Origin of the sequence: Enterococcus sp. AZ120 (genome assembly GCF_050546165.1) — a bacterium.
GTDB classification, from domain to species: domain Bacteria; phylum Bacillota; class Bacilli; order Lactobacillales; family Enterococcaceae; genus Enterococcus; species Enterococcus faecalis.
Genome location: NZ_CP172950.1, coordinates 1636391 through 1657433, shown reverse-complemented (window position 1 = coordinate 1657433; position 21043 = coordinate 1636391). Strand labels below are relative to the sequence as shown.

General features: G+C 35.1%; 23 protein-coding genes, 1 tRNA gene and 1 other RNA gene. 21 read left to right on the top strand and 4 right to left on the bottom strand.

The window, feature by feature from the left end:
- Positions 1–54: 54 nt before the first annotated feature.
- From IGJ46_RS08020 to IGJ46_RS07920, 21 genes are all read left to right on the top strand, one after another.
- Entirely contained in the window at positions 55–2952 is a 2898-nt protein-coding gene (locus IGJ46_RS08020) for a tape measure protein (RefSeq protein ID WP_192211426.1), read from the top strand.
- Entirely contained in the window at positions 2942–3676 is a 735-nt protein-coding gene (locus IGJ46_RS08015) for a tail protein (protein ID WP_002403868.1), read from the top strand. Before IGJ46_RS08020 ends, IGJ46_RS08015 begins: the two co-directional genes overlap by 11 nt.
- Positions 3658–6465 (top strand): phage tail spike protein, encoded by a 2808-nt coding sequence (locus IGJ46_RS08010; protein ID WP_002384367.1) that lies wholly within the window; start codon positions 3658–3660, stop codon positions 6463–6465. The genes IGJ46_RS08015 and IGJ46_RS08010 overlap by 19 nt, the downstream gene beginning before the upstream one ends.
- A gap of 18 nt (positions 6466–6483) precedes the next feature.
- The gene (locus tag IGJ46_RS08005) at positions 6484–7365 is read left to right on the top strand and encodes a phage baseplate upper protein (RefSeq protein WP_192211420.1); all 882 of its coding nucleotides are present in this window, start codon (positions 6484–6486) and stop codon (positions 7363–7365) included.
- On the top strand, positions 7358–7954 hold the full coding sequence (locus tag IGJ46_RS08000; RefSeq protein WP_142427739.1) for a hypothetical protein: 597 nt from the start codon (positions 7358–7360) through the stop codon (positions 7952–7954). Before IGJ46_RS08005 ends, IGJ46_RS08000 begins: the two co-directional genes overlap by 8 nt.
- The gene (locus IGJ46_RS07995) at positions 7951–8238 is read left to right on the top strand and encodes a collagen-like protein (protein ID WP_002357046.1); all 288 of its coding nucleotides are present in this window, start codon (positions 7951–7953) and stop codon (positions 8236–8238) included. Before IGJ46_RS08000 ends, IGJ46_RS07995 begins: the two co-directional genes overlap by 4 nt.
- On the top strand, positions 8238–8729 hold the full coding sequence (locus IGJ46_RS07990; RefSeq protein ID WP_002364194.1) for a hypothetical protein: 492 nt from the start codon (positions 8238–8240) through the stop codon (positions 8727–8729). The genes IGJ46_RS07995 and IGJ46_RS07990 overlap by 1 nt, the downstream gene beginning before the upstream one ends.
- Positions 8730–8742: 13 nt before the next feature.
- Positions 8743–9063: a hypothetical protein gene (locus IGJ46_RS07985; RefSeq protein WP_002389262.1), complete on the top strand. Its 321-nt coding sequence runs from the start codon at positions 8743–8745 to the stop codon at positions 9061–9063.
- A gap of 1 nt (position 9064) precedes the next feature.
- On the top strand, positions 9065–9220 hold the full coding sequence (locus IGJ46_RS07980; protein WP_002364192.1) for an XkdX family protein: 156 nt from the start codon (positions 9065–9067) through the stop codon (positions 9218–9220).
- A 34-nt stretch (positions 9221–9254) separates the two neighbouring features.
- The gene (locus IGJ46_RS07975) at positions 9255–9476 is read left to right on the top strand and encodes a hypothetical protein (protein WP_002364191.1); all 222 of its coding nucleotides are present in this window, start codon (positions 9255–9257) and stop codon (positions 9474–9476) included.
- Positions 9469–9702, top strand: a complete 234-nt coding sequence (locus IGJ46_RS07970; RefSeq protein ID WP_002384371.1) for a phage holin — start codon at positions 9469–9471, stop codon at positions 9700–9702. Before IGJ46_RS07975 ends, IGJ46_RS07970 begins: the two co-directional genes overlap by 8 nt.
- Positions 9703–10944, top strand: a complete 1242-nt coding sequence (locus IGJ46_RS07965; RefSeq protein ID WP_002394567.1) for a LysM peptidoglycan-binding domain-containing protein — start codon at positions 9703–9705, stop codon at positions 10942–10944.
- 836 nt (positions 10945–11780) lie between these two features.
- A complete protein-coding gene (locus tag IGJ46_RS07960) occupies positions 11781–11981 on the top strand; it encodes a cold-shock protein (protein WP_002357053.1) in 201 nt (66 codons plus the stop codon).
- 71 nt (positions 11982–12052) lie between these two features.
- On the top strand, positions 12053–12304 hold the full coding sequence (locus IGJ46_RS07955; protein ID WP_002364188.1) for a hypothetical protein: 252 nt from the start codon (positions 12053–12055) through the stop codon (positions 12302–12304).
- Between the two features lie 640 nt (positions 12305–12944).
- A tRNA-Ile gene (locus IGJ46_RS07950) sits at positions 12945–13018 on the top strand.
- Positions 13019–13047: 29 nt separating this feature from the next.
- Positions 13048–13989, top strand: a complete 942-nt coding sequence (gene hemH / locus IGJ46_RS07945; RefSeq protein ID WP_192211419.1) for a ferrochelatase — start codon at positions 13048–13050, stop codon at positions 13987–13989.
- Between the two features lie 725 nt (positions 13990–14714).
- Entirely contained in the window at positions 14715–15116 is a 402-nt protein-coding gene (locus IGJ46_RS07940) for a type II secretion system protein (RefSeq protein WP_002410542.1), read from the top strand.
- Positions 15106–15540 (top strand): competence type IV pilus minor pilin ComGF, encoded by a 435-nt coding sequence (comGF, locus tag IGJ46_RS07935; protein WP_002362055.1) that lies wholly within the window; start codon positions 15106–15108, stop codon positions 15538–15540. Before IGJ46_RS07940 ends, comGF begins: the two co-directional genes overlap by 11 nt.
- Positions 15540–15893: a competence type IV pilus minor pilin ComGG gene (gene comGG, locus IGJ46_RS07930; RefSeq protein WP_033626584.1), complete on the top strand. Its 354-nt coding sequence runs from the start codon at positions 15540–15542 to the stop codon at positions 15891–15893. The genes comGF and comGG overlap by 1 nt, the downstream gene beginning before the upstream one ends.
- A 128-nt stretch (positions 15894–16021) precedes the next feature.
- Complete coding sequence (locus IGJ46_RS07925; RefSeq protein WP_002357063.1) at positions 16022–17029, top strand: class I SAM-dependent methyltransferase; 1008 nt, start codon at positions 16022–16024, stop codon at positions 17027–17029.
- Between the two features lie 24 nt (positions 17030–17053).
- Positions 17054–18241, top strand: coding sequence for an acetate/propionate family kinase (locus tag IGJ46_RS07920; protein WP_002357064.1), 1188 nt, complete (start codon positions 17054–17056; stop codon positions 18239–18241).
- 111 nt (positions 18242–18352) lie between these two features.
- On the opposite strand, the gene IGJ46_RS07915 is transcribed toward IGJ46_RS07920, so the two are convergent.
- The 4 genes from IGJ46_RS07915 to IGJ46_RS07900 all read right to left on the bottom strand — a co-directional run bounded on the left by IGJ46_RS07915 (position 18353) and on the right by IGJ46_RS07900 (position 21027).
- On the bottom strand, positions 18353–18826 hold the full coding sequence (locus tag IGJ46_RS07915; protein ID WP_002357065.1) for a universal stress protein: 474 nt from the start codon (positions 18824–18826) through the stop codon (positions 18353–18355).
- A gap of 317 nt (positions 18827–19143) precedes the next feature.
- On the bottom strand, positions 19144–19422 hold the full coding sequence (locus tag IGJ46_RS07910; RefSeq protein ID WP_002380425.1) for a hypothetical protein: 279 nt from the start codon (positions 19420–19422) through the stop codon (positions 19144–19146).
- 61 nt (positions 19423–19483) lie between these two features.
- A non-coding RNA gene (ssrS, locus tag IGJ46_RS07905) (6S RNA) lies at positions 19484–19677 on the bottom strand.
- A gap of 72 nt (positions 19678–19749) precedes the next feature.
- Entirely contained in the window at positions 19750–21027 is a 1278-nt protein-coding gene (locus tag IGJ46_RS07900) for a replication-associated recombination protein A (RefSeq protein ID WP_078130966.1), read from the bottom strand.
- Between the last annotated feature and the right edge of the window lie 16 nt (positions 21028–21043).

Genomic DNA, 21043 nt, shown 5'->3' with positions numbered 1-21043 from the left:
TATGTTCTAAGAGGGAGGGGGTACTTTTTGAACAATGAAGACTTAGTCTTAAAAATGATACTGGATGAATCTGGCTTTTCACAAGGATTAAATTCAGCAGTAAAAAAGTTACAAGGCTTTGATGTTGAAGTTGATAGAACAGGACAAAAAGGCGGCCGATCTCTTGGGAGCATATGGACGTCTTTTGTTGGTAACTTTTTAGCTAGCGGAGCAACTAAAATTATCTCTAAAGGTATTGGATTGATTACCAGCAACATCGACGGGGCCATTAATCGTGTAGATACGTTAAATAACGCAAATCGTGTGTTTGAAAATATGGGCTTTTCAGCTGGTGAAACATCTAAAACAATGGATAGCTTAAAGAAAAGTATCCAAGGGCTGCCTACGCCGTTAGATAGCGCTATTAAAGGTGTTCAATTAATCGCTTCATCAACAAATGATTTAGGTAAATCAGAACAGATTTTCGCAGCTTTAAATAACGGTATCCTCGGTTTTGGTGGTTCTGCTGAAATGGTAGAAAATGCTATTATCCAGCTGTCCCAATCGTTCTCAAATGGTAAAGTAGATGCTGAAACTTGGAATTCAATGATTAATAGTGGTTTAGGACCAGCATTAAACGCTTTAGCAAAACAGATGGGATTAACAGCTGGACAGATGAAAGCAGGGCTTTCTGATGGCTCAATTTCAGTTGAAGAATTTCAAGATGCTTTAATCAAATTAAATAAAGAAGGCGGTGGCGGTCTTAAATCATTAGAACAGATTGCTAAAGATTCTACCGCTGGTATTAAAACAGGTTTAGCTAACATGAAGACTGCAATCGTTCGTGGTGTGGCTAACGTTGTAACTAAAATTGACGAAGGCTTAAAAAGTGCAGGTTTTGGAAGTATTAGTGAAATCATTGCTGACAAAGGGGCAAAAATGGAAGCAGCTTTATCTAAATTTGCCGAGATGATTCCGCCAATGATTAAAACAGCCAAAACATTGTATGATACGTTAAAACCTTATGCTCCATTGCTTGCAGGTTTAGCTGGCAGTATTGGAACGTTGATGCTTGCTAAAAAAGTAAGTGCAGCATTCACGGCTTGGCAAAAAGCAACAGAAGGATTATCAATTGCGCAAGCGATATTTAATTCAACTATGTTGGCGAATCCATTTGTCGCTATTTTAGCTGCAGTTGTAGGTTTAGTTACAGGATTTATTTATCTTTGGAAGACTAACGAAGGGTTTAGGGATGCTGTTAAAAATATTTGGAAAAATATACAAGAATTTATTTCTAGTGCTGCAGAAACAGTTGTGAAAGCTTGGGATTCCACAATGAAATTTTTCAGTAACATGTGGGATGGCACAAAAGAGGCTTTTTCGAATGCTGGCACATGGATGAAAGAAGTACCTGGAAATGCAGCCGACTGGGTTAAAAATAAGTGGAACGGTACCAAGGAATTTTTCAGTGGACTTTGGAATTCAACAAAAGAAGGCTCAAAAAATACATGGGAAAATATTAAACAAAGTGCTGCTGACAGTGCTAAAAGTGTTGGAGAAAGTTTTATAAATGGCTTTGATAATGTGAAAGATTGGTTTAAGGGTGTTGGAAAATCAATATCAGATGTTTTCACAACAGCATTTGATTTTGTCTGGAAATATATTGGTCCATATGTAACAGGAATCAAAAATGCGTTTAAAATGGTTGTTAACGCTATGAAAGCGAACATTGAAAATGTCAAAATGATCGCTGAAAATGTCGTCACCATTCTAAAAAATGTTCTATTAGCTCCAATTCTTTTCATTACATCAATGATCACAGGTGGATGGGAAGAGGCAAAAGAAAACATGATTGCCGTTTGGGATAATATTGCTGAAGCTGCTCAGACTATTTGGTTCGGGATTAAAAATATCTTTTATAACACTGTTACAGCTATTTCCTATTCAGTCACTTCTATTTTTAATGGATTGATGTTGACAATTAAAAAGATTTGGATTGATGTGAAGTTATTTTTCACCTTACTCTGGATTGACATTAAATATGGAGCGATCAACGTTTGGATTGAAATTAAATATTCTATCATCGAAACGTGGATAAATATTAAATTTGAAGCAATTAGAATATGGGAAAGTTTGAAAACTTGGTTCTTTGAAACAGTAGAAAACATTAAAAATGGTGTAATTGATGGTTGGAATAACTTAAAACAAGGCACAGTTGATACATTTAACGCAACTGTTCAATGGTCAAAAGATACCTGGAATAATTTTAAACAGTGGATTGTTGATCTTGTGACAGGTATAAAAGACGGCATCATTAACGGTTGGGAAAACTTAAAACAGGGAACAATTAATATTTTCAACAATTTGGTACAAGGTGCTAAAAATGCGTGGAATAATCTTAAAAGAAGCGTTAGTGATACTGTTGAAAATGTGAAGCAAACCTTTAATGATATGCGCCATATCGATTTATTTGAAATTGGTAAAAATATTATCCAAGGATTAGTTAACGGTATTGGTTCAATGATTGGTGCTGTGAATAAAAAAATTAAAGAAGTTGCTGGTAATATTAAAGAAAAAATCAAAGGTGCTTTAGGCATTCATTCACCTTCAAGATGGATGCGGGATATGATTGGTAAAAATATTGTATTAGGTGTTGTAGCTGGTATTGACCAAGAAAAAGGAACGCTTGACAAATCAGTGAAAAAAATGACCGATTTACCAACAGAGTTACCAAATTTTTCTACTACTGGCAGATATATCAACCAACAAGGAGCTCAAACAGAAAGCTTAGCTAAAAATAAAGGTAATGCTACGACTAATATTGGCGGTGATACTTTCAATATCAATATACAAGCTATGGGAAAATTAAATGAAAAACAATTAATGGATATGGCTAAAGACCTCGTTAAGTATATTCAAATTGTTAAAAATAGAGATAGTGATGCAACGGGGGGTGCTTTTGGTGGAATTTAAAAGAGGACAGTTTTTTCTTAATGGAAAACATAGTTCTGAATTCAATGTATTTATGAGAGAAAGACCTGAACGACTTTCTGCAGGACGTGTGGTAGAGCTTAGGGAGCGAATGGGTAATGATTCAATAGCCGTTGATTTTGCATATTATAAAAATGTAGAACGTACCATTACATGCTATGCGAAAGCAAATACTTTACAAGAAGTTTCTTTTTTAGAAGATGAAATTTCCTTTTGGCTCGATATGGGAAACTATTCTGATTTTATTGTTTATTTTGATGAGCATTATATTTATCAGGCGATTGTAACGAGTCCACCAAAATTTACAGGAACAAGAAAAAGCGGGTTTTTAATTCCTTTTGAATTTACTGTAAGTATCCGACCTTTTAAGAAAAATCGTATTGGCCAATATTGGATAAGTAATCCTAATCAGTTAATCAATACAGAAAAATATCCTTCAGAACCCATTATTCAGATTTTGGGGTCTGGGGATATTTCTTTTTTTATCAATAATCAATCATATTCATTAAAAGCAATTAACGGTGACATCATTATAGATTCAGAAAAACAAGAAGCTTATAGAAAATCAGGCGGAGCATTTGAAATCTTGGATCATAAAACACTTTTTAAAGATTATCCGATTTTAAAATGTGGAGAGAATAATTTTCGCTGGACTGGTAAAGTAACAGAGTTTAAGGTTCAGCCGAATTGGAGGCGAAAGGTTTGATTCCAGTTATTTTTAAACCTGGAGAAAAAGATTTTTCAACAAATGGATTAGGACGTCTTGTTGATGCGACACGTTGCGAAATCACTGAAGAAGCAAACGGAAAATATGAACTAGAAATGGACTATCCAGCGATTAGCAGATTTAGTGATTATTTCGAAAATGGCTATCAAATTAAAGCAAAGCCAAATGACTTAGAAGAATACCACATTTTTGAGATCAAACAAACGTTTAAAGATACTTTTACTAATAGCATTGTTATTTATGCCCAATCTCGTACTTATAAGCTAGGAAACAGACAAGTGAGGCTAGTAACAGTTGATAATCGTAATGGTGCAGAAGCAATGAAATTAATCGAACAGAACATGGACGAACCTTGTGATATCAAACTATATTCTGATATAAATACAGCTTCTAGCACTACATTTGAAGCTAGAAATGTATTGAATTGTATTGCAGGGGAACAAGGTTCTCTACTTCAATACTGGGGCGGAGAAATAAAACGAGAGCCTTTTAAATTATCTTTGCTAAGGCGTAGAGGACGAGATAACGTTGGAACTGTTCGTTATGGTAAAGATTTAAAAGGATTAACCATTAAATTTGATTGGCAATCAATTGTTACTAAAGTTTTGCCATTTGCAGAGCTTCAAAGTGGAGCAGACGGAACTTCTCAACGGATTTATGGAAATGCAGTTAAAAGCGAATATATCAGTAAGTATCCTGATGTTTACGCTCAATACATTCAGTTTACTGAAGATCAAGGAGTAAAAGATATAGCTAGCTTAAATAAAGTGGCAAGTAAATACTTCACTACATTATATCCAGGAAGTGATAAGCCTAAAGTTTCTATTGAATTAGAAATTGAGAAACTTACAGATTCAGAAGAAGCAAAAGAATTTGCTAAGATGCGTAACTATAATTTATTCGATACATTCACTGTATACCACAAGCTTTATGATATTGACATTCAAACGAAAGTTACAGGAATTGTCTATGATGCTTTAGCAGAAAAAACAATAAAAATCACTGCGGGAGATATCCAAGTTGCTTTTTATAAACAGCAAAGCCAAGACTTTCAAGAAGCTATAAAAACATTGACAAAAAAAGAGTATATGAGTGATTTTGTAGATTATATTACTAATTTGATTAACGGTGTTGAAGGTGGAAGTATACTTCAATATCCTAAAAATCGACCTAATACCCATTATTACTTAGATACGGAATCCACGGATACTGCAAAAGATGTGATTGCAATTAATAACAAAGGAATTGGATTCTCAAGAACTGGTTGGAAAGGTCCATTTAAAAATGCGTGGGGAATTAATGGAGTATTGAATGCGGACTTTATAGGAGCTGGCAAAATAAAATCTAATATTTTTGAAACATCATTTAATAGCTGTGGAGATATTTTACGTATGGTAAACGGTACTTTACAAGCTTGGAATAATAAGAAAAAAATCATGGAATTAACTAAAAAAGGGATGGAGTTTTGGAATGGTAATAGTCACGTTGGCACGATGGGAACAAAGGGAAATCCTTTTCCAGGGTTAGCAGATAAAAATGGAAATCCTGTAGTTTCTGATGGGAATTCATTACTATTAGTCGCAGATAATCCCCAAAAAATTATTGGTTTGTCTAACCAATCAGGCACAGGACATTTAATTACTGGTCCTACACAGTTTTTTGTTGGAAATAATTTTAACTTTTTTGGTCCAAATGGAAGTAAAGCAATTCTGACAGTTGATCGATTGATTGTGGGCGGCAAAGAAGTTATACCTGGTCAAAATGGTGGTGGCGGTTCTGGAGCTGGAACAGGTGGTTATCCATCAGAAGTTACAAGCGATGCAGATAAATTTGCTTGGGACTTATGGAGTTACCTATTAGCTAACGGATACAGCAAAGCAGCTGCTGCAGGTATCCTTGGAAATGTACAAGGAGAAGTTGGTCCAAGTATGAACCCAGATACCGAACAAATAGGCGGTCCAGCTTACGGATGGGTTCAATGGGACGGTTCAGCATATCCATTGGTAGGCGCACCAACTTGGAATGGCCGAGAATATGTACAACGCTTAATCGCAGCTGCAGGTATCAAACAAGACTATAGGACGTCATTAGCCCAAGCTCAATTAATTAATTGGTGTATGTTCAATGGGCAATGGTTAGGACAAGTAAGTCCATTAACAGTTGATGAATTTAAAGTTGTCAGCTCGCCTAAAACAGCTGCTTATGCGTTTGAATTAAACTTTGAACGTCCAGCTGCAGCACATCCAGAAAGACAAACCTATGCACAAGTATGGTATGACAAATTCAAAGATTTGAAAGCTTCTACTGCAACAGGAAAAGCTGGCATAGAACATTTGGAGACCTTAATGGGCAAATGGCTTGGTAATGGGCAATGTTATGCCGTTCCAGCCGAATATTCTGGTTTTATGGGCGGCTGTGGTTTAGGTGCAGGAACAATTTATGGCTTTTCACATGTAATTGGTGATACATCATCTGCTGCAGATATTGGTGAAGCATATGATTGGAATGCGGTAGGTTGGCGAGTAATCCAAAATCCAACGTATCAAGATTTAGTGGTAGGAGCAATCGTCAATATTAGACGAGGTGGCCAATGGGGAACAGGTTGGACAGTAGACCCAACATATGGTCACACGGGCGTGATTTACGGCTTAAATAACGGACGTATCCAAACCATAGAACAGAACGCCGAGCAAGGGCAAATTGTCGCAAAATATGACCGATTATATTTTGCTAATTCTATTCAATCGATTGTTATTCCACCAAAATAACGAAAGGAGGATTTTTCAATGGTTAAATGGCAAGCAACGCTAAGTACAACTGAACCTTACAATTACATTGGGATTCAGAATGTACGACAAGGAAATCGAAACACAGAAGTCTTAGAAGCCATACTAGTTGAAAATGCTTTGCCACTTGATTTAACAGGTTGCGAAGTTTTTTTTGAATCGGTTATTGATAATAAATATCCGATTCAACGTTCAGCAAAAATTTTGAATGCCAAAAAAGGGATTATTCAGTATACCTTTGATGAATATTCTATGCAGTCGTTACACAGACAAGAAGCATATTTCAGTATTCATAAAGGTGATAACCTGATTGGTGCAACGCAAAACTTTTCTTACTTTGTAGTGAATGCTGCTTCGAAAACAGAAGGTGAAATGGGTTCTTATTGGCAGTCCATTGAAGATTTAATCGCGGACATGAACGCTTTTATCAACGAAAATAAGGGTGATTTTACTGATTGGATGAATGCTAGAAAAGAAGAGTTCGAAGCGTGGCGAGATGCGCAAAAAACAGATTTCACTTCATGGTTCGAATCAATCAAAGATATTTTAAAAACGATTGATCCTGGCGGTACGATGTTAGCCGAGCTAATGGATGCACGTGTAGACATTCAAGGAGTGCGCCATAATTCAATTTCTGAACGTTTATTGGCAGATATGGAATATTTGTATCAGAAATTAGAGAAACGCTTATATACGTTAGAATATGGCGAAATAAGTGACTTGATTATTTTACAAGATGATGCTTTTTCACTGAATCATGAAACAGAAATTGTTGGAACAGTTGATTATCCTGCGATCGATGGGGCATTGGTTATCGCAACAGTTGATGATACAAAACAGAACGCTTATGTGTTTGAAAAAGTGGGTGAAATAAGTGGTTAAATCAAAACGAATGATGGAAACCGATGAAAATGGCGTGGAACGTCAGTTTTATCCTATTACACATGCATCCGCTGTTCGAGGATTAGAAAAAATTATTGCGGGTCAATCAAAAGTATTATCTGTTAATGGATATACTGGGGCAGTAATTATCACTAAAGCAGATCTAGGCTTAGAAAATGCACTGACAGAACTTCCTTATGCGACAGAAGAAACAGACGGTATTATCACTGCTGAAATGTTTCAACGGTTGTCAAATGGCGAGGGAGGCGTGTACATTCTTCCAATCGCTACCGCAGATGAACTGGGCGGAATAAAGGTTGGCCAACTGTTAGAAATTACAGAAGACGGAACGTTGTCTGCGGTAAAGCAAACAGATCAAAATTTCACCACTGAACTAAAATCGAAACTGGAAGAGTTGAAAGGTTATACTGCTGGAGCGAATATTTCTATTTCAGAAGATGGTGTTATTTCAGCAACTGGAGGTGGCGATGGCGGCGGAGTGAATCAACAATATGTTGACCAAAAAGTTCAAGAAGCCATTGACAGAATACCTGATATTACGTTTGAGAGAGTAGGGGAAGTTGAATGACAGATATTGTTAAAGTAAAACAAGGAGGAACACAGGTATTTCCTCAAACACATTGGAATGCTGTGGAAGGGAAACCAGAAGTATTGAAAGGTGAAAAGGGAGACCCAGGTCCACAAGGTCCAAAAGGAGATAAAGGAGACGTTGGTCCGCAAGGTCCAGCAGGGCAAAATGCAACAACGACAGACGTTGCAACCTCAATAAAAAATGGCTTGATGTCTAAAGAAGATAAAACAAAGCTAGATGGATTGCCAGCAATTACGTTTGAAAAGGTAGGGGAAGTGTAATGACAACAGATATTGTTCAATTAAAAGAAAAAGGAAAACCAGTCTATCTTAAAACACATACTGCCGCAATTGATGGGCTTGAATCTTATATAAAAAAAATAGATGCGGACAAAGCATATCAAAAAATTACCAAAAAAGAACCGTTGTGGACAGGTGCATGGTATGGCGGAGCTGCAGGAAATGGGCAAGTACCTTCTAAGTCTCTTTCACAGTGTGAGAATGGTTGGATTTTACAATGGCAAGAATATACCAAAGAAGGAGCTTTGAACGGTGCGTGTTATCACTTTTTCTTAGTGCCTAAACAGCATGCGCAGAATCCAGGTTCTGGGGGAGTTATTTTCCTTTTACATGGATACTATACTAATTTAGTACGGAAATATTTATATATTAAGGATACTAAAATTACTGGAAACGACTTAAATGCCTCTTCTAGTGATACGGCTGGTTCAGGCAGTAAAATGTTTGCGTTAAGTGCGATTTATGAATACTAGGAGGAAAGAGAACATGAAAATTTGGATTGATGATATTCAAGGTTATTTAGACGGATATTCCACAATGGAACAACCGAATAAAATTGAACTTGAAGTAGAAAAAGAGCCAACAGATTTTTTTAATTATCGCTGGGACGGAACAAGCTTAATATACGATCCTGATAATGTGCCAGAACCAGAGCCAACGCCACCTACGGAATTGGAACTTTTACAAAAGCAAAATGCGGAATTAATGAAGCAAGTTTCTCAGCAGAATCAAGTTATTCAACAAACACAAAGAATGACTGGCGAATTGATGAAACAAGTCGCTGAACTTACGAAAGGAGCGGAATAAGATGAAAACGAATGCTTTTCCAGGTTTCGATAATATTAAACAGTTGTATGATTGGAATTGTTATACAAAACAAGATTTAGTAGATTACGTGAATATGAATTGCTTAACAAAAGAAGAATACACAAAAATTTGTGGGGAACCGTTTAGCGAAAGCTAAGCGGTTTTTCTTGTAAGTAGAAAGTAGGTGCAGGATGAACTTAACAGTAGAACAATGGTTAGCAGTGATTACATTCTTAGGCGGAATTATTTTCGCATTAATGAAATTTTATCATGTCTTTTCTCAATTAGAAGATAGCATGAAAGAACTAAAGGAAGCTGTTGAACGTTTAAATAACCATGAAATACGCATTAGCCGATTGGAAGAGCAAAATAAAACCCTCTTTAGAGGGATTGGAGGAAATAAAAATGATTAATTGGAAATCAAGAATAAAGAACAAACAATTTTGGCTTTCGATTATTCCAGCAGTTCTATTATTAATTCAAGTAGTAGCCGTTCCTTTTGGATATAAATTTCAAATTGAAATGATTAATAAGCAACTGCTAGATGTTGTTAATGCATTATTTGTTGTGCTAACTATTCTAGGTATTGTGACAGATCCCACAACACCTGGATTATCAGATAGGAAAGGAGATAAATAAATGAAAAAGAAACTATTGGCAACATTACTGGTAGTCTTATTTTTTGTATCACCAGTTAGCACATTTGCTGCAAAAGGAGACCAAGGCGTTGATTTGTCTATTTGGAATGGGTATCAAGCAACATTTGGTTATGCACATGATAAATTCTCAATTTCACAAATTGGTGGGCAAAACAACTATGGGATTTATGATCAAGTTACTTATTCTAGTCAAGTAGCTAGTACGATTGCTCAAGGTAAACGAGCGCATACGTATGTATGGTGGCAAAATGTTCTTACCTATGAAAATGCAAAGCAAGTATTAGATTACTTTTTACCTAAAGTTCAAACACCAAAGGGATCAATTGTCGCCTTAGATGCGGAAGACGGCGTTCAATCGACGGATGTAACGCTATGGGCGTTAGACTACATCAAAGAGGCTGGATATACACCGATGCTTTACGGATACAAAGGGTATCTTACTTCAGCTTATGATCTATCACGAATTGCAAAGAAGTATCAATTATGGATGGCAGAATATCCAGATTATGAAGTGACACCTTATCCAAATTACAATTATTTTCCTTCATTTGAAAATATCGGTATTTTTCAGTTCACGTCAACCTACGTTGCAGGAGGGCTAGATGGTAACGTTGATTTAACAGGTATTACCGATAATGGTTATACAAAAAATAACCAACCAGAAACAAACACACCAGCTATTGAAGAAGGTAAAGAAGTTGAAAAAACACCTACTTCTGCAGTAAAAGTTGGTGATACCGTCAAAGTAAAATTTAATGTAGATGCTTGGGCAACTGGCGAAGCTATTCCAGATTGGGTAAAAGGAAACAGCTATAAAGTGCAAGAAGTAACTGGAAGCAGAGTATTGCTAGAAGGTATCTTGTCATGGATTAGCAAAGGCGATATTGAATTATTGCCAGATGCGGCAACTGTTCCTGATAAACAACCAGAAGCGACTCATGTGGTACAATATGGCGAAACATTATCAAGCATTGCTTATCAATACGGAACAAACTATCAAACATTGGCTGCATTAAATGGATTGACAAATCCAAATCTTATTTACCCTGGCCAAATTTTGAAAGTAAATGGATCAGTAGTAAGCAACATTTACACAGTTCAATACGGTGATAATTTATCAAGTATTGCAGCTAAGCTTGGTACGACTTATCAAACCTTAGCTGCATTAAACGGATTAGCAAATCCTAACTTGATTTATCCTGGTCAAACATTGAGCCATTGATTTTTTGCAAAATCAGTTGAAATTTAGAGGTAGCTCATTTACAATAGAGTTACCTTTTCATATTATGACTCTTTTCGATTTAGAAAAGAGGTGCTCCTATCTTATGACAAGTTCTTAGGTAGGAGCATTTTAATTTTACTAATAAGTAGCTTAGTTTAAAGCTATTGTATTACATAAGAAAACACCTACCACAGATGCACGTACTTCCCCAAGCAGTTGACTGTGCGGTAGGTGTTTTTTTTAGATTTTACTTGTTAATCATAACCGATTTTCTTTTTTTATAACAAGGTTAAGCTTGAATTTATGAAAAGGATAATGTGTACGGAATTTATCCTAATAAAAATAGAATTAGACTATTTCTAAGCTACTATTACTTGAGAACAGTTTCCTTTTAAATAAATGGAAAAGTGTAGTATAGCTACTTTAGCGATATTCCTTAATATCCCAGTTCTAATTTAAAGCCAAACACAATTTTGTTAATAAGTCGTGAATGATTTTATTGGTTGAATTAACAAAACTAATTTGCTAGAATAATAAAGCAATTACTTGTAGTAAAAGACTACAGGCCCCTTGTATCATAATTGTGCAAGGGGGTTTTTGTATCGTATATTTATATTTCATGTCTAGAGTAGATGGATTATAACCTTTTTATAGTATTGGTCCATCATGTTTTAATATACTCATTTGCTTTATAGGAAATAGTATGGTATTATAAATAAGTAATCAATTTTGACATGTAACGAGAGCGCTATACATAAGACTATAATTCTCCTTTTGCTTATCAAACATTTTTTGCAACAAATCGCATACAGGGTATGCACAAGGAGGAAACATATATGAACAACGGTACAGTAAAGTGGTTTAACTCAGACAAAGGTTTTGGATTTATTACAGGTGAAGATGGCAATGATGTATTTGCTCATTTTTCAGCAATTCAAGCGGATGGTTTTAAGTCATTAGAAGAAGGACAAGCAGTAACTTTTGATATTGAAGAAGGACAGCGCGGTATGCAAGCTGTTAATATTTTTAAAGCATAATAAAGGTTTTGGTAAAACGTTCCAATTTAATTGGAACGTTTTTTTTATAAGATTAAATTGATAGGCTCTGAATGTTGAAAACGAAAGGAGATCATCATATGGGATTTGGAACATGGAAAGAAGTTATACCATCAGATAAAAGTAAACAGTTTGAAGAAGGACAGAAAGTATCATTTATTTACAGAAAAGAAATTAGAAGTGGTATAATAGCTGTTTTATTAATTAATTCAGCAGTAATTAATATTATAGACAGTTCTAAGCCAAAAAACAAAAAAGAAAAAACAGTAATTAGTTATGAGAAACTATTATCGATGTACCAATAAAAAGACCCTAGTTTAGATTAGGGTCTTTGTGTTAAACTTAAGACAAGGATTTATGGCATACTCTTTTTTCTAAACAGATTCTTTACATGTTAAAGGATCTGTTATTTTTTATTTAAAAATTGTTAGCTTAGCTAGTTAGAGCATACGGCTCATGACCATTAGGTTGATGGTTCGAATTTATCATAGTAGTTAAAACGAAATTATCTTGTGTATATAGAAAACACCTACTTAAGACGCACAATACTTCCCCAAGTTGTGTATGTTTAGTAGGTGTTTTTAATACAGTTGTATATTTGAATTATAAATAAAATACAATTGTTTTGTAAAATGAAAACTTGAAATTAAAAAAAGAAAGAGGTAAAATATCTTTACCAAACAATTTTATTTTTCATTTTATTACTACCTCTTGTCGCCTTACCCCAATGAGGCGGCTTTTTTTACATAAAAATATTGAACTCAAAAAATAGATATTGTAAAATATCTATACATATTTAAACTCTTATTTTTTCACGCAGACCGCCTTTTCTCAATAAGGTGGTCGTTTTTTTGTTGAAAATTGAAAATCAGTAAAGTAAAATTGTTATATATTAAGCTATAACTAGTAAGAACTATTTTATCCCCAATAAGCTAGTTATTACTTGGACCATTAGCTCAGCTGGTTAGAGCAAACGGCTCATGACTATTCGGTCGATGGTTCGAATTCATCATGGTCGATAATAGAATTAGACAGGTAGTGAATTATTTTGAAAAGAACAGGAATTCTCTTAGTGAATTTAGGAACACCAAAAGATTCTTCCAAGACGGAAGTAAGGAAGTATTTAAAAACTTTTTTATCAGATAAAAGAGTAATAAAAATACATCCTATAATTTGGAAACCGATTTTGAACGGTATTATCTTGAATATACGTCCAAAAAAATCAGCAAAACTCTATCAAAAAATTTGTACTGAAAATGGATTTCCTCTTTTGGAATATACTGAGAAACAAATGGAAAATTTGAAAAATATATGTCCAGAAGTGGAAGTTACAATCGGAATGTCATATAGTGAACCGAGTATAGAAACTGCTCTAGATACATTATTATCAAAAGAGATTGAAGAACTCAATGTCATACCAATGTATCCGCAATACTCTGGGACAACGGTAGGATCGGTGTTTGATTCCGTTATGAATTATTTTATAAAAAGTGATAGGATAGTGGATATTAAATTTATTCGATCATTTTACAATAATCCACAGTATATAGATTACTTTTCAAAAAAAATAAATGAAGCTTTGAATGAAAGTCCAATAGATGCTATCGTTTTTTCATACCACGGAATTCCTATGTCTTATGTAAAAGATGGGGATAACTACCCGAAGGAATGTACTAAAACAACAAAATTAATAATGGATAAATTAGGAGATATTCGTTATTATCAAACCTATCAATCGAAATTTGGGCCATCTGAATGGTTAAAACCAGCAACTGATGATACCTTGAAAAAATTACCATCAAAAGGTATTAAAAATATATTAATTGTTGCACCAGGTTTTGTTGTAGACTGTCTAGAAACAATAGAAGAATTGGAACACGAAAACAGAAACTATTTTTTAGAAAATGGCGGGGAAGTCTACAAATATGTTCATCCATTTAATGGAGATATTGAATTTGCAAAATTAGTAAAGGACATTATTTCTTTGTAGTAATTTGTTTTAGTTTTTTATTTTAGTTTGAATTTGTTAAACAATTTATTCAGGGTTTGCACGAATATATTTACTGGTATAGCATATAGTAGAATTAAGCAAAAATTAAACGGCTTATCTCCAGTTCAGTTTAGGAAATAAGCCGCTTAAAAAAGCTTGATTTTTTTGCACTGCAGTTCGAGTCCTGTATGGTCCATAAAAATACGTTGTATGAAAAGTCAATTCTTTTTAGATATTTTTGACTTCCCAATTTGATATACTGCGGAAAGTATCTGAGAATTTATTTAACACATTTTTTATTTACTAAAGAAAGTAAAGATCAGAGCTGTGCAAATAGAAATGATTAAAAACATCCCAATATCATCATCTAATGTTTCAAAAACTTCAACAGGTTTCATAAAATGTTTAATTATTTTTTTCATTGTATTCACCTCAAAAAGAGAATAGAATGAAATATTCTACTTATCCATTGATATATCTAACGATTGACTTACAAAATTGAAATAAAAGTCTAAAAGTCAGTTGGTGTGATTATTATTATAATACAAAAAAGACCTCCATTCTTTTAAGAATAAGGTCTTTTTTTTCGTAGTCGCCTTCTAGGCAAACTAATTCAGTTAGCCGTATTCTAAACTCAATAAAATGTCAAATACTCATAGGTGTATTTTTACCACAAAATTTACCACAGATTTGCGGTATTATTTACATATCTTAGATTATTAAAAATGACAAAACAGCTATTTAATGCGTATTGTATGATTTTTTTGTTCCTTAAATTGTTATGGAATTTCAGATGGGGAGTTGCAAATATACGAAGAAAATTAACTATTTATAGCGGTTTTATTTTATTAGAGAGTCTCGTTAGTTTTAGTATTGTATGTGTGATAGCAGGGATATTCTCCCTGACTATTACACAATTAATTCAGCAAAATTATCAACGGGAGCAAGAATTAACGCGCACTCGTCTAGGATACGAAGCAATTTTATTTTTAGAGCAGACGGGTGATTTACGTTTCAAAGAGCGGATATATCAAGGAGAAACTTACCGATTTTCTTTGATGGAGAACGAGGGAAGAAGGATACTAAAAGTGACAGATTCAAGAGGAGCGATTTTGATTGGTCAATAAAAAATATGCGGGTTTTACAATGTTAGAGTGTTTAGTGGCACTAGTCGTTTTAAGTTGTATGTGTCAATTGTTTCAGTTGATGATTCAACAAAGTTTTATCGGAAATCAATATTTGAAAAACAATGATTCGAAATCCTGGCATATTTTTTTAATTCAATTAGAAAAAGAATGTCAAAAGCTCGTTTTCCAAACAGGCTCTGCTCAAGAGATTTCTTTCCTCGACTCAGAAACAAACAAGACTATTTCAATTCAAATCAAAGAAGATAAAATTATTAAGCGAGTCAATGGTAAAGGCTATCAACCGCTGTTAATTGGTATCAAAAATGGACAGTTTAAAAATGAAGGACAATCGTTTACTTTGGAAGTTACTTTTACTTCTGAAAAAACATTTGATAGTTTTTTTCCGATAAAGGGAGAATTTTAATGAGGCAAAAATATTCAGGAAACTTATTGTTCACGGCCATGACCTTTGTTTATTTGATGAGTTTTCTCGCCCTTCAGTTACTAGAAGAACGTCAGTTAACACAAAAATTTACGCAAGCTACCCAGGAATACTATGCAGGGAAAAGTATCCTTCATTTATTTCTTGCAGATGTTAAACAAAATAGACGAAAGTTAAAAACAGAAGAAAAGCTCATGTATGAGCAAGTAACCCTCGATTATACATATAAAAATGAACAATTAAGAATAACTGTTTTATTAAACAAATCTGGTCGAAAATACCAATATCAAGAGAGAGTTTCTCATCAAAAAAAAGCGGAAACAATGCTGGAATAGCGTTGTTTTTCTACAAATTATTAGATTTTAGAAGAAAGACAGTAAAGGCATTGATTATTCTTTCTTTTTTCGTTAAAATAAAACAGGTATGGAAGTTGTTACATTTTGAATAGAATAGAGGTGCTAATTTGTTCCCAGAAAAAATTGAAGAGGCTTTCGAGCCAATGGAACAAGCAATCCAGTTATTGCAACAGTCATTGGATACTTCTTTTTTAGATGCGTATATTGAAAATGGTGAAAATATTTTAGATGATTTTCAAGTACGAGTACTTGACGGAGTACCTAATCCAGAGACAGTGAAACAATTAGAAACGCTGTATCATACGATTAAAAAAATTGATTTAGCTCCTGAAGATGTGCGACGCTTGTCCCAATTACTTTTGTTAAAAGGAACGAGAAAAGAGCAGCTTCAAGCAAATCATCAATTGACGCCAGACGGTATTGGCTTTTTGTTTGTTTATTTAGTAGAACAATTAACAAATAAATCAGAGCCATTAAAAATTTTAGATCCTGCTTCAGGAATGGGAAATTTACTGTTAACGGTTCTGCTGAACCTTGAAACAGCTGGTTACAAAGTTTCTGGTTATGGTGTGGATATCGATGAAACACTTTTGGCAGTATCTTCTGTGAACAATGCTTGGTCACAAGCCAATATTCAGTTGTTCCATCAAGACGGATTGCAAGATTTGTTATTGGATCCAGTTGATTTAGCATTAAGTGACTTGCCGATTGGCTACTATCCAAATGATGAGCGAGCAAAGGGATTTGCTGCTGCTGCTGAGGAAGGCCATAGTTATGCGCATCATTTATTAATGGAGCAAGCCATGAAATACGTGAAGCCAGCAGGGTTTGGCTTATTCTTAATCCCGACCAATATTTTAGAGACTGAGCAAAGTGAATTCTTTAAAAATTGGTTGACAAAAAACGTCTATTTACAAGGAATGATACAGTTACCTGATGAATTGTTTAAGTCAGAACAATCACGTAAAAGTATCTTGCTTGTTCAAAACAAAGGTGCAGATGCTGAGCAAGTGAAGGAAGTTTTGTTAGCAAAACTTGCCTCTTTGAAAGATATCAATAAAGTAACGGAGTTCTTTAAACAATTTGAAGCTTGGAAAGCTTCAAATTTAAAATAAAATAGTAACGAAGAGGAGAAAATTATGTCTAAAACAATTGCAATTAATGCAGGTAGTTCAAGTTTAAAATGGCAATTATACCAAATGCCAAATGAAGAAGTGATCGCTAAAGGAATCGTTGAACGTATTGGCTTAAAAGATTCTATCTTCACAATTAAATATGGTGAAGGACAAAAATATGAAGTAATTGTTGATATTGATAACCATGAAGTGGCAGTAAAAATGTTACTAGACCAATTAATCGACTTAAACATTTTAGGCTCTTATGATGAAATTACTGGTGTTGGTCACCGTGTAGTTGCTGGTGGAGAAGAATTTAAAGATTCTGTTGTTATTACAGACGAAGTATTAGAAAAAATTGAAGCTTTATCTGAATTAGCACCTTTACACAACCCAGCGAATGCAATGGGAATTAAAGCATTTAAACATATCTTACCAGAAATCATTAGCGTGGCAGTCTTTGATACGTCGTTCCACACAACAATGCCAGAACACAACTATTTATATAGTGTACCGCGTGAATACTATGAAAAATTTGCTGCACGTAAATATGGGGCACATGGAACAAGTCATCGTTATGTCTCTCAACGTGCTGCAGAAATGTTAGGTCGTCCAATTGAAGACTTAAAAATTATCACTTGTCACTTAGGAAATGGTGCTTCAATCACTGCAGTTGATGGTGGAAAATCAGTCGATACATCGATGGGCTTCACTCCTCTTGCTGGTGTTACAATGGGGACTCGTTCAGGAGATGTTGATGCGTCACTATTGCCTTATTTAATGACAAAACTTGGCTTGACTGATGTACAAGACATGGTTGATATTTTAAACAAAAAATCTGGTTTATTAGGTTTAACAAATGGTTTATCAAGCGACATGCGCGATATTCAATCAAACTTAGATAAACCTGAAGTTCAAACAGCATACAACATTTTTATCGATCGTATTCGTAAATACATTGGTAGCTATGTCACTGTTATGAATGGCGTTGATGCGATTGTCTTTACTGCTGGAATCGGTGAAAATGCAGTTGGCGTTCGTAAAGATATTATTGATGGCATGACTTGGTTTGGTTGTGAAATCGATGATGACAAAAATAATGTACACGGTGAAGAAGCAGTTATCTCAACTGATGATTCAAAAATCAAGCTTCTATTAGTACCAACTGATGAAGAGTTAATGATTGCCCGTGACGTAGAACGTCTAAAATAATTAAACGAACACACCTTGTGAGATGCTCTCACAAGGTGTGCTTAATAGGTAAATAAGAAGAAACTGAGCCAACTATCAAAAGTGATAGTTGGCTCAGTTTCTTTTTATTCTTTATTTTTCTTCATTTTTTGGTAATTTGTTGTCTAAATCCGTCCGTACAACGAGAACATCGCAACTAGCATTACGGATAACTGATTCAGAGACAGAGCCAATAAATAAACGCTCAACGGCATTTAATCCAGTTGCTCCTAACATAATTAAATCAATGTTGTATTCTTTTGGTAATTCTTTGGCAATAATGTTCTTAGGAGAACCATAGGCTAGAACGCTAGAGACTTTTGTTTGTCCCATATCCACCGCTTGTTGTTGGTAGGTGTCTAAGGTTTCTTTTGCCATTGACATTGCTTCTTCTGCTAGCGCACCATCAAAAGAGGACACTGATTGGAAAGAGCGCGTATCAACAACATGTGCTAATAGTAATTCAGCATCGTTTCGTTTAGCGACGTTGACCGCTTTTTTAAAGGCTAAGTCTGCTTCGTCAGAACCATCGATTGCTATCATAATTTTTTGATATTGTTGTAACATAATAACCGCTCCTTTCAGCGTAAAAAAAATCATTAATTGTTTCTATAATAATTGTAAAACAAACAAAGAAAAAAAGAAACTGAAACCGCTTCTTTTTTTTCTGAATATTGGCATTTTTTTTGTAAAAAAAGAACCTGGGACAAAAATCACTTTGGATTTTTGTCCCAGGCTTAAAAATTGATAAACGGCGGAAACAGAAGCAACTCCTTCGGAAATAAGCCGAAATTCTCCAAAAATTAAAGAACAATTTTCGGAAATTCCTTCTTATTTCTCGGAGTTAAACACTTCTGTCCCGACCTCTTTAAATTCATCGTCTTTTATGACATTTTTTTTGCAAAAGTTAAACTAAACAACGTTGAAAGTAATAAAACAAAAAAGATAAAACCAATTGACAATAACGGGCGATTAAAAATAGCCGCTAGAACACCTAGAATGGCGATAATCAAGTAATAACGCCCAAAACGTTCGATAAACTGTTGACTTTCTGTTGCAGTTTCTTTTTTTAAGAGTGGTAAAAAAGCTGCACTTTTCTTCATCAAATAATAACTGGCTACGCCTGTGACAACGGCGAGTAATAGTACGAGTATACGAATCATCTTGTCCTCCAAAAAAAAACAACTTGCCAGAGCAAATTGTTTAGAAATCTACATAAAAATGGTAAAATCCGTCGATGCCGGTAATCGTCCTAGAGTATTGAACCCGCAAGATAAGCAGGTGGGTTCCTCGATCGCAGTATTGAACTACCAAAAGAAAAGGCATGTTACCAACTTTGATACAAGCAGGATCCCTAGATATCAATAAAAATGTTCGGTCAACACAGTGAAAGGACAACGCGTACATCACAGATTTACCATCTTTATAATAGCATACTCTCTCAAAATCGGCAACGAGATTGTTTCTTTTTTTGAAAGCGTATTATTTTGTTATTTTTTCTGTTTCCATTCTTGGATACGCTTGAGTTGCTGATGTAAGGCTTGTTCATATTTACCAATATCAATCGGTTCGTAATAACGTGCCTCTTTTAATTTGTCAGGTAAGTATTGCTGATTGACCCAACCGTTTTCAAAATTATGTGGGTATTGATAACCAATGCCACGGTTTAATTCTTTGGCTCCAGCATAGTGGGCATCACGTAAATGATCAGGAACATCTCCCACAGAGCCTTGTCGAATATCTGCCAAAGCAGCATCAATCGCTGTGACTGCAGAATTTGATTTTGGCGATAAACATAAATCAATGACGACACTAGCTAGAGGAATCCTAGCTTCTGGAAACCCTAGCTTTTCGGCGGCTTGAACAGCGGTGACCGTCCGAGCGGCGGCCGCAGGATTCCCAAGACCGATATCCTCGTAAGCAATGACCATTAAACGACGACAAATAATCGGTAAATCACCTGCTTCAACTAAGCGACCCAAATAATGAAGTGCAGCATCTACATCGCTTCCTCGAATCGACTTTTGGAAAGCGGAAATCACGTCATAATGGGCATCGCCATCTTTATCATGCGTTAAGGCTTTTCGTTGCACGCACTCTTCAATAATCGGTAAGGTGATCTTAATTTCGCCTTGTTCATTTTTTGGTGTTGATTTAACAGCTAATTCTAGTCCATTTAGCGCACTACGTAAGTCACCGTTCGTTGCGCGTGTCAAATGTTGTAATGCTTTTTCTTCTAAGTAGACGGGATAATCGCCTAAGCCACGTGTGCTATCGGTTAAGGCTTCTTGAATCGCTTGCTGAATGTCTGTTTCTGTTAAGGGCTTTACTTCAAAAATTTGCGTGCGACTACGAATCGCAGGGTTAATTGTAATATATGGATTTTCGGTAGTGGCTCCAATCATAATAATTCGTCCGTTTTCTAAATGAGGGAGCAAAAAATCTTGTTTTGTTTTATCTAATCGGTGAATTTCATCAAGCAGTAAAATCACTGTGCCACTCATTTTGGCTTCTTCAGCAACGATTTGTAAATCTTTTTTGGTGTCTGTGGCCGCGTTCAACATGCGAAAGGCATAATTTGTTGAACCAGCGATTGCGCTGGCAATACTGGTTTTTCCAGTGCCAGGCGGCCCATAAAGAATCATCGATGAAAGCATTTTGGCTTCGACCATCCGACGAATAATTTTACCAGGGCCGACTAAATGTTGTTGACCAACTACTTCGTCTAAGTGACGAGGTCGCATTCGATAGGCTAAAGGTTGTTGCATAAAAGGACCTCCTTTT

Excerpts from the sequence above, each read along its gene's own strand:
- IGJ46_RS07910 (WP_002380425.1), bottom strand. The coding sequence starts at position 19,422 with ATGATTCGTATACTCGTACTATTACTCGCCGTTGTCACAGGCGTAGCC.
- IGJ46_RS07940 (WP_002410542.1), top strand. The coding sequence starts at position 14,715 with ATGACAAAACAGCTATTTAATGCGTATTGTATGATTTTTTTGTTCCTT.
- IGJ46_RS07975 (WP_002364191.1), top strand. The coding sequence starts at position 9,255 with ATGAACTTAACAGTAGAACAATGGTTAGCAGTGATTACATTCTTAGGC.
- comGG (WP_033626584.1), top strand. The coding sequence starts at position 15,540 with ATGAGGCAAAAATATTCAGGAAACTTATTGTTCACGGCCATGACCTTT.
- IGJ46_RS08005 (WP_192211420.1), top strand. The coding sequence starts at position 6,484 with ATGGTTAAATGGCAAGCAACGCTAAGTACAACTGAACCTTACAATTAC.
- IGJ46_RS08020 (WP_192211426.1), top strand. The coding sequence starts at position 55 with ATGATACTGGATGAATCTGGCTTTTCACAAGGATTAAATTCAGCAGTA.
- IGJ46_RS07985 (WP_002389262.1), top strand. The coding sequence starts at position 8,743 with ATGAAAATTTGGATTGATGATATTCAAGGTTATTTAGACGGATATTCC.
- IGJ46_RS07980 (WP_002364192.1), top strand. The coding sequence starts at position 9,065 with ATGAAAACGAATGCTTTTCCAGGTTTCGATAATATTAAACAGTTGTAT.
- IGJ46_RS07955 (WP_002364188.1), top strand. The coding sequence starts at position 12,053 with ATGTTGAAAACGAAAGGAGATCATCATATGGGATTTGGAACATGGAAA.
- IGJ46_RS07990 (WP_002364194.1), top strand. The coding sequence starts at position 8,238 with ATGACAACAGATATTGTTCAATTAAAAGAAAAAGGAAAACCAGTCTAT.
- IGJ46_RS07920 (WP_002357064.1), top strand. The coding sequence starts at position 17,054 with ATGTCTAAAACAATTGCAATTAATGCAGGTAGTTCAAGTTTAAAATGG.
- IGJ46_RS07970 (WP_002384371.1), top strand. The coding sequence starts at position 9,469 with ATGATTAATTGGAAATCAAGAATAAAGAACAAACAATTTTGGCTTTCG.
- IGJ46_RS07995 (WP_002357046.1), top strand. The coding sequence starts at position 7,951 with ATGACAGATATTGTTAAAGTAAAACAAGGAGGAACACAGGTATTTCCT.
- IGJ46_RS07960 (WP_002357053.1), top strand. The coding sequence starts at position 11,781 with ATGAACAACGGTACAGTAAAGTGGTTTAACTCAGACAAAGGTTTTGGA.
- IGJ46_RS07965 (WP_002394567.1), top strand. The coding sequence starts at position 9,703 with ATGAAAAAGAAACTATTGGCAACATTACTGGTAGTCTTATTTTTTGTA.
- IGJ46_RS07915 (WP_002357065.1), bottom strand. The coding sequence starts at position 18,826 with ATGTTACAACAATATCAAAAAATTATGATAGCAATCGATGGTTCTGAC.
- IGJ46_RS07900 (WP_078130966.1), bottom strand. The coding sequence starts at position 21,027 with ATGCAACAACCTTTAGCCTATCGAATGCGACCTCGTCACTTAGACGAA.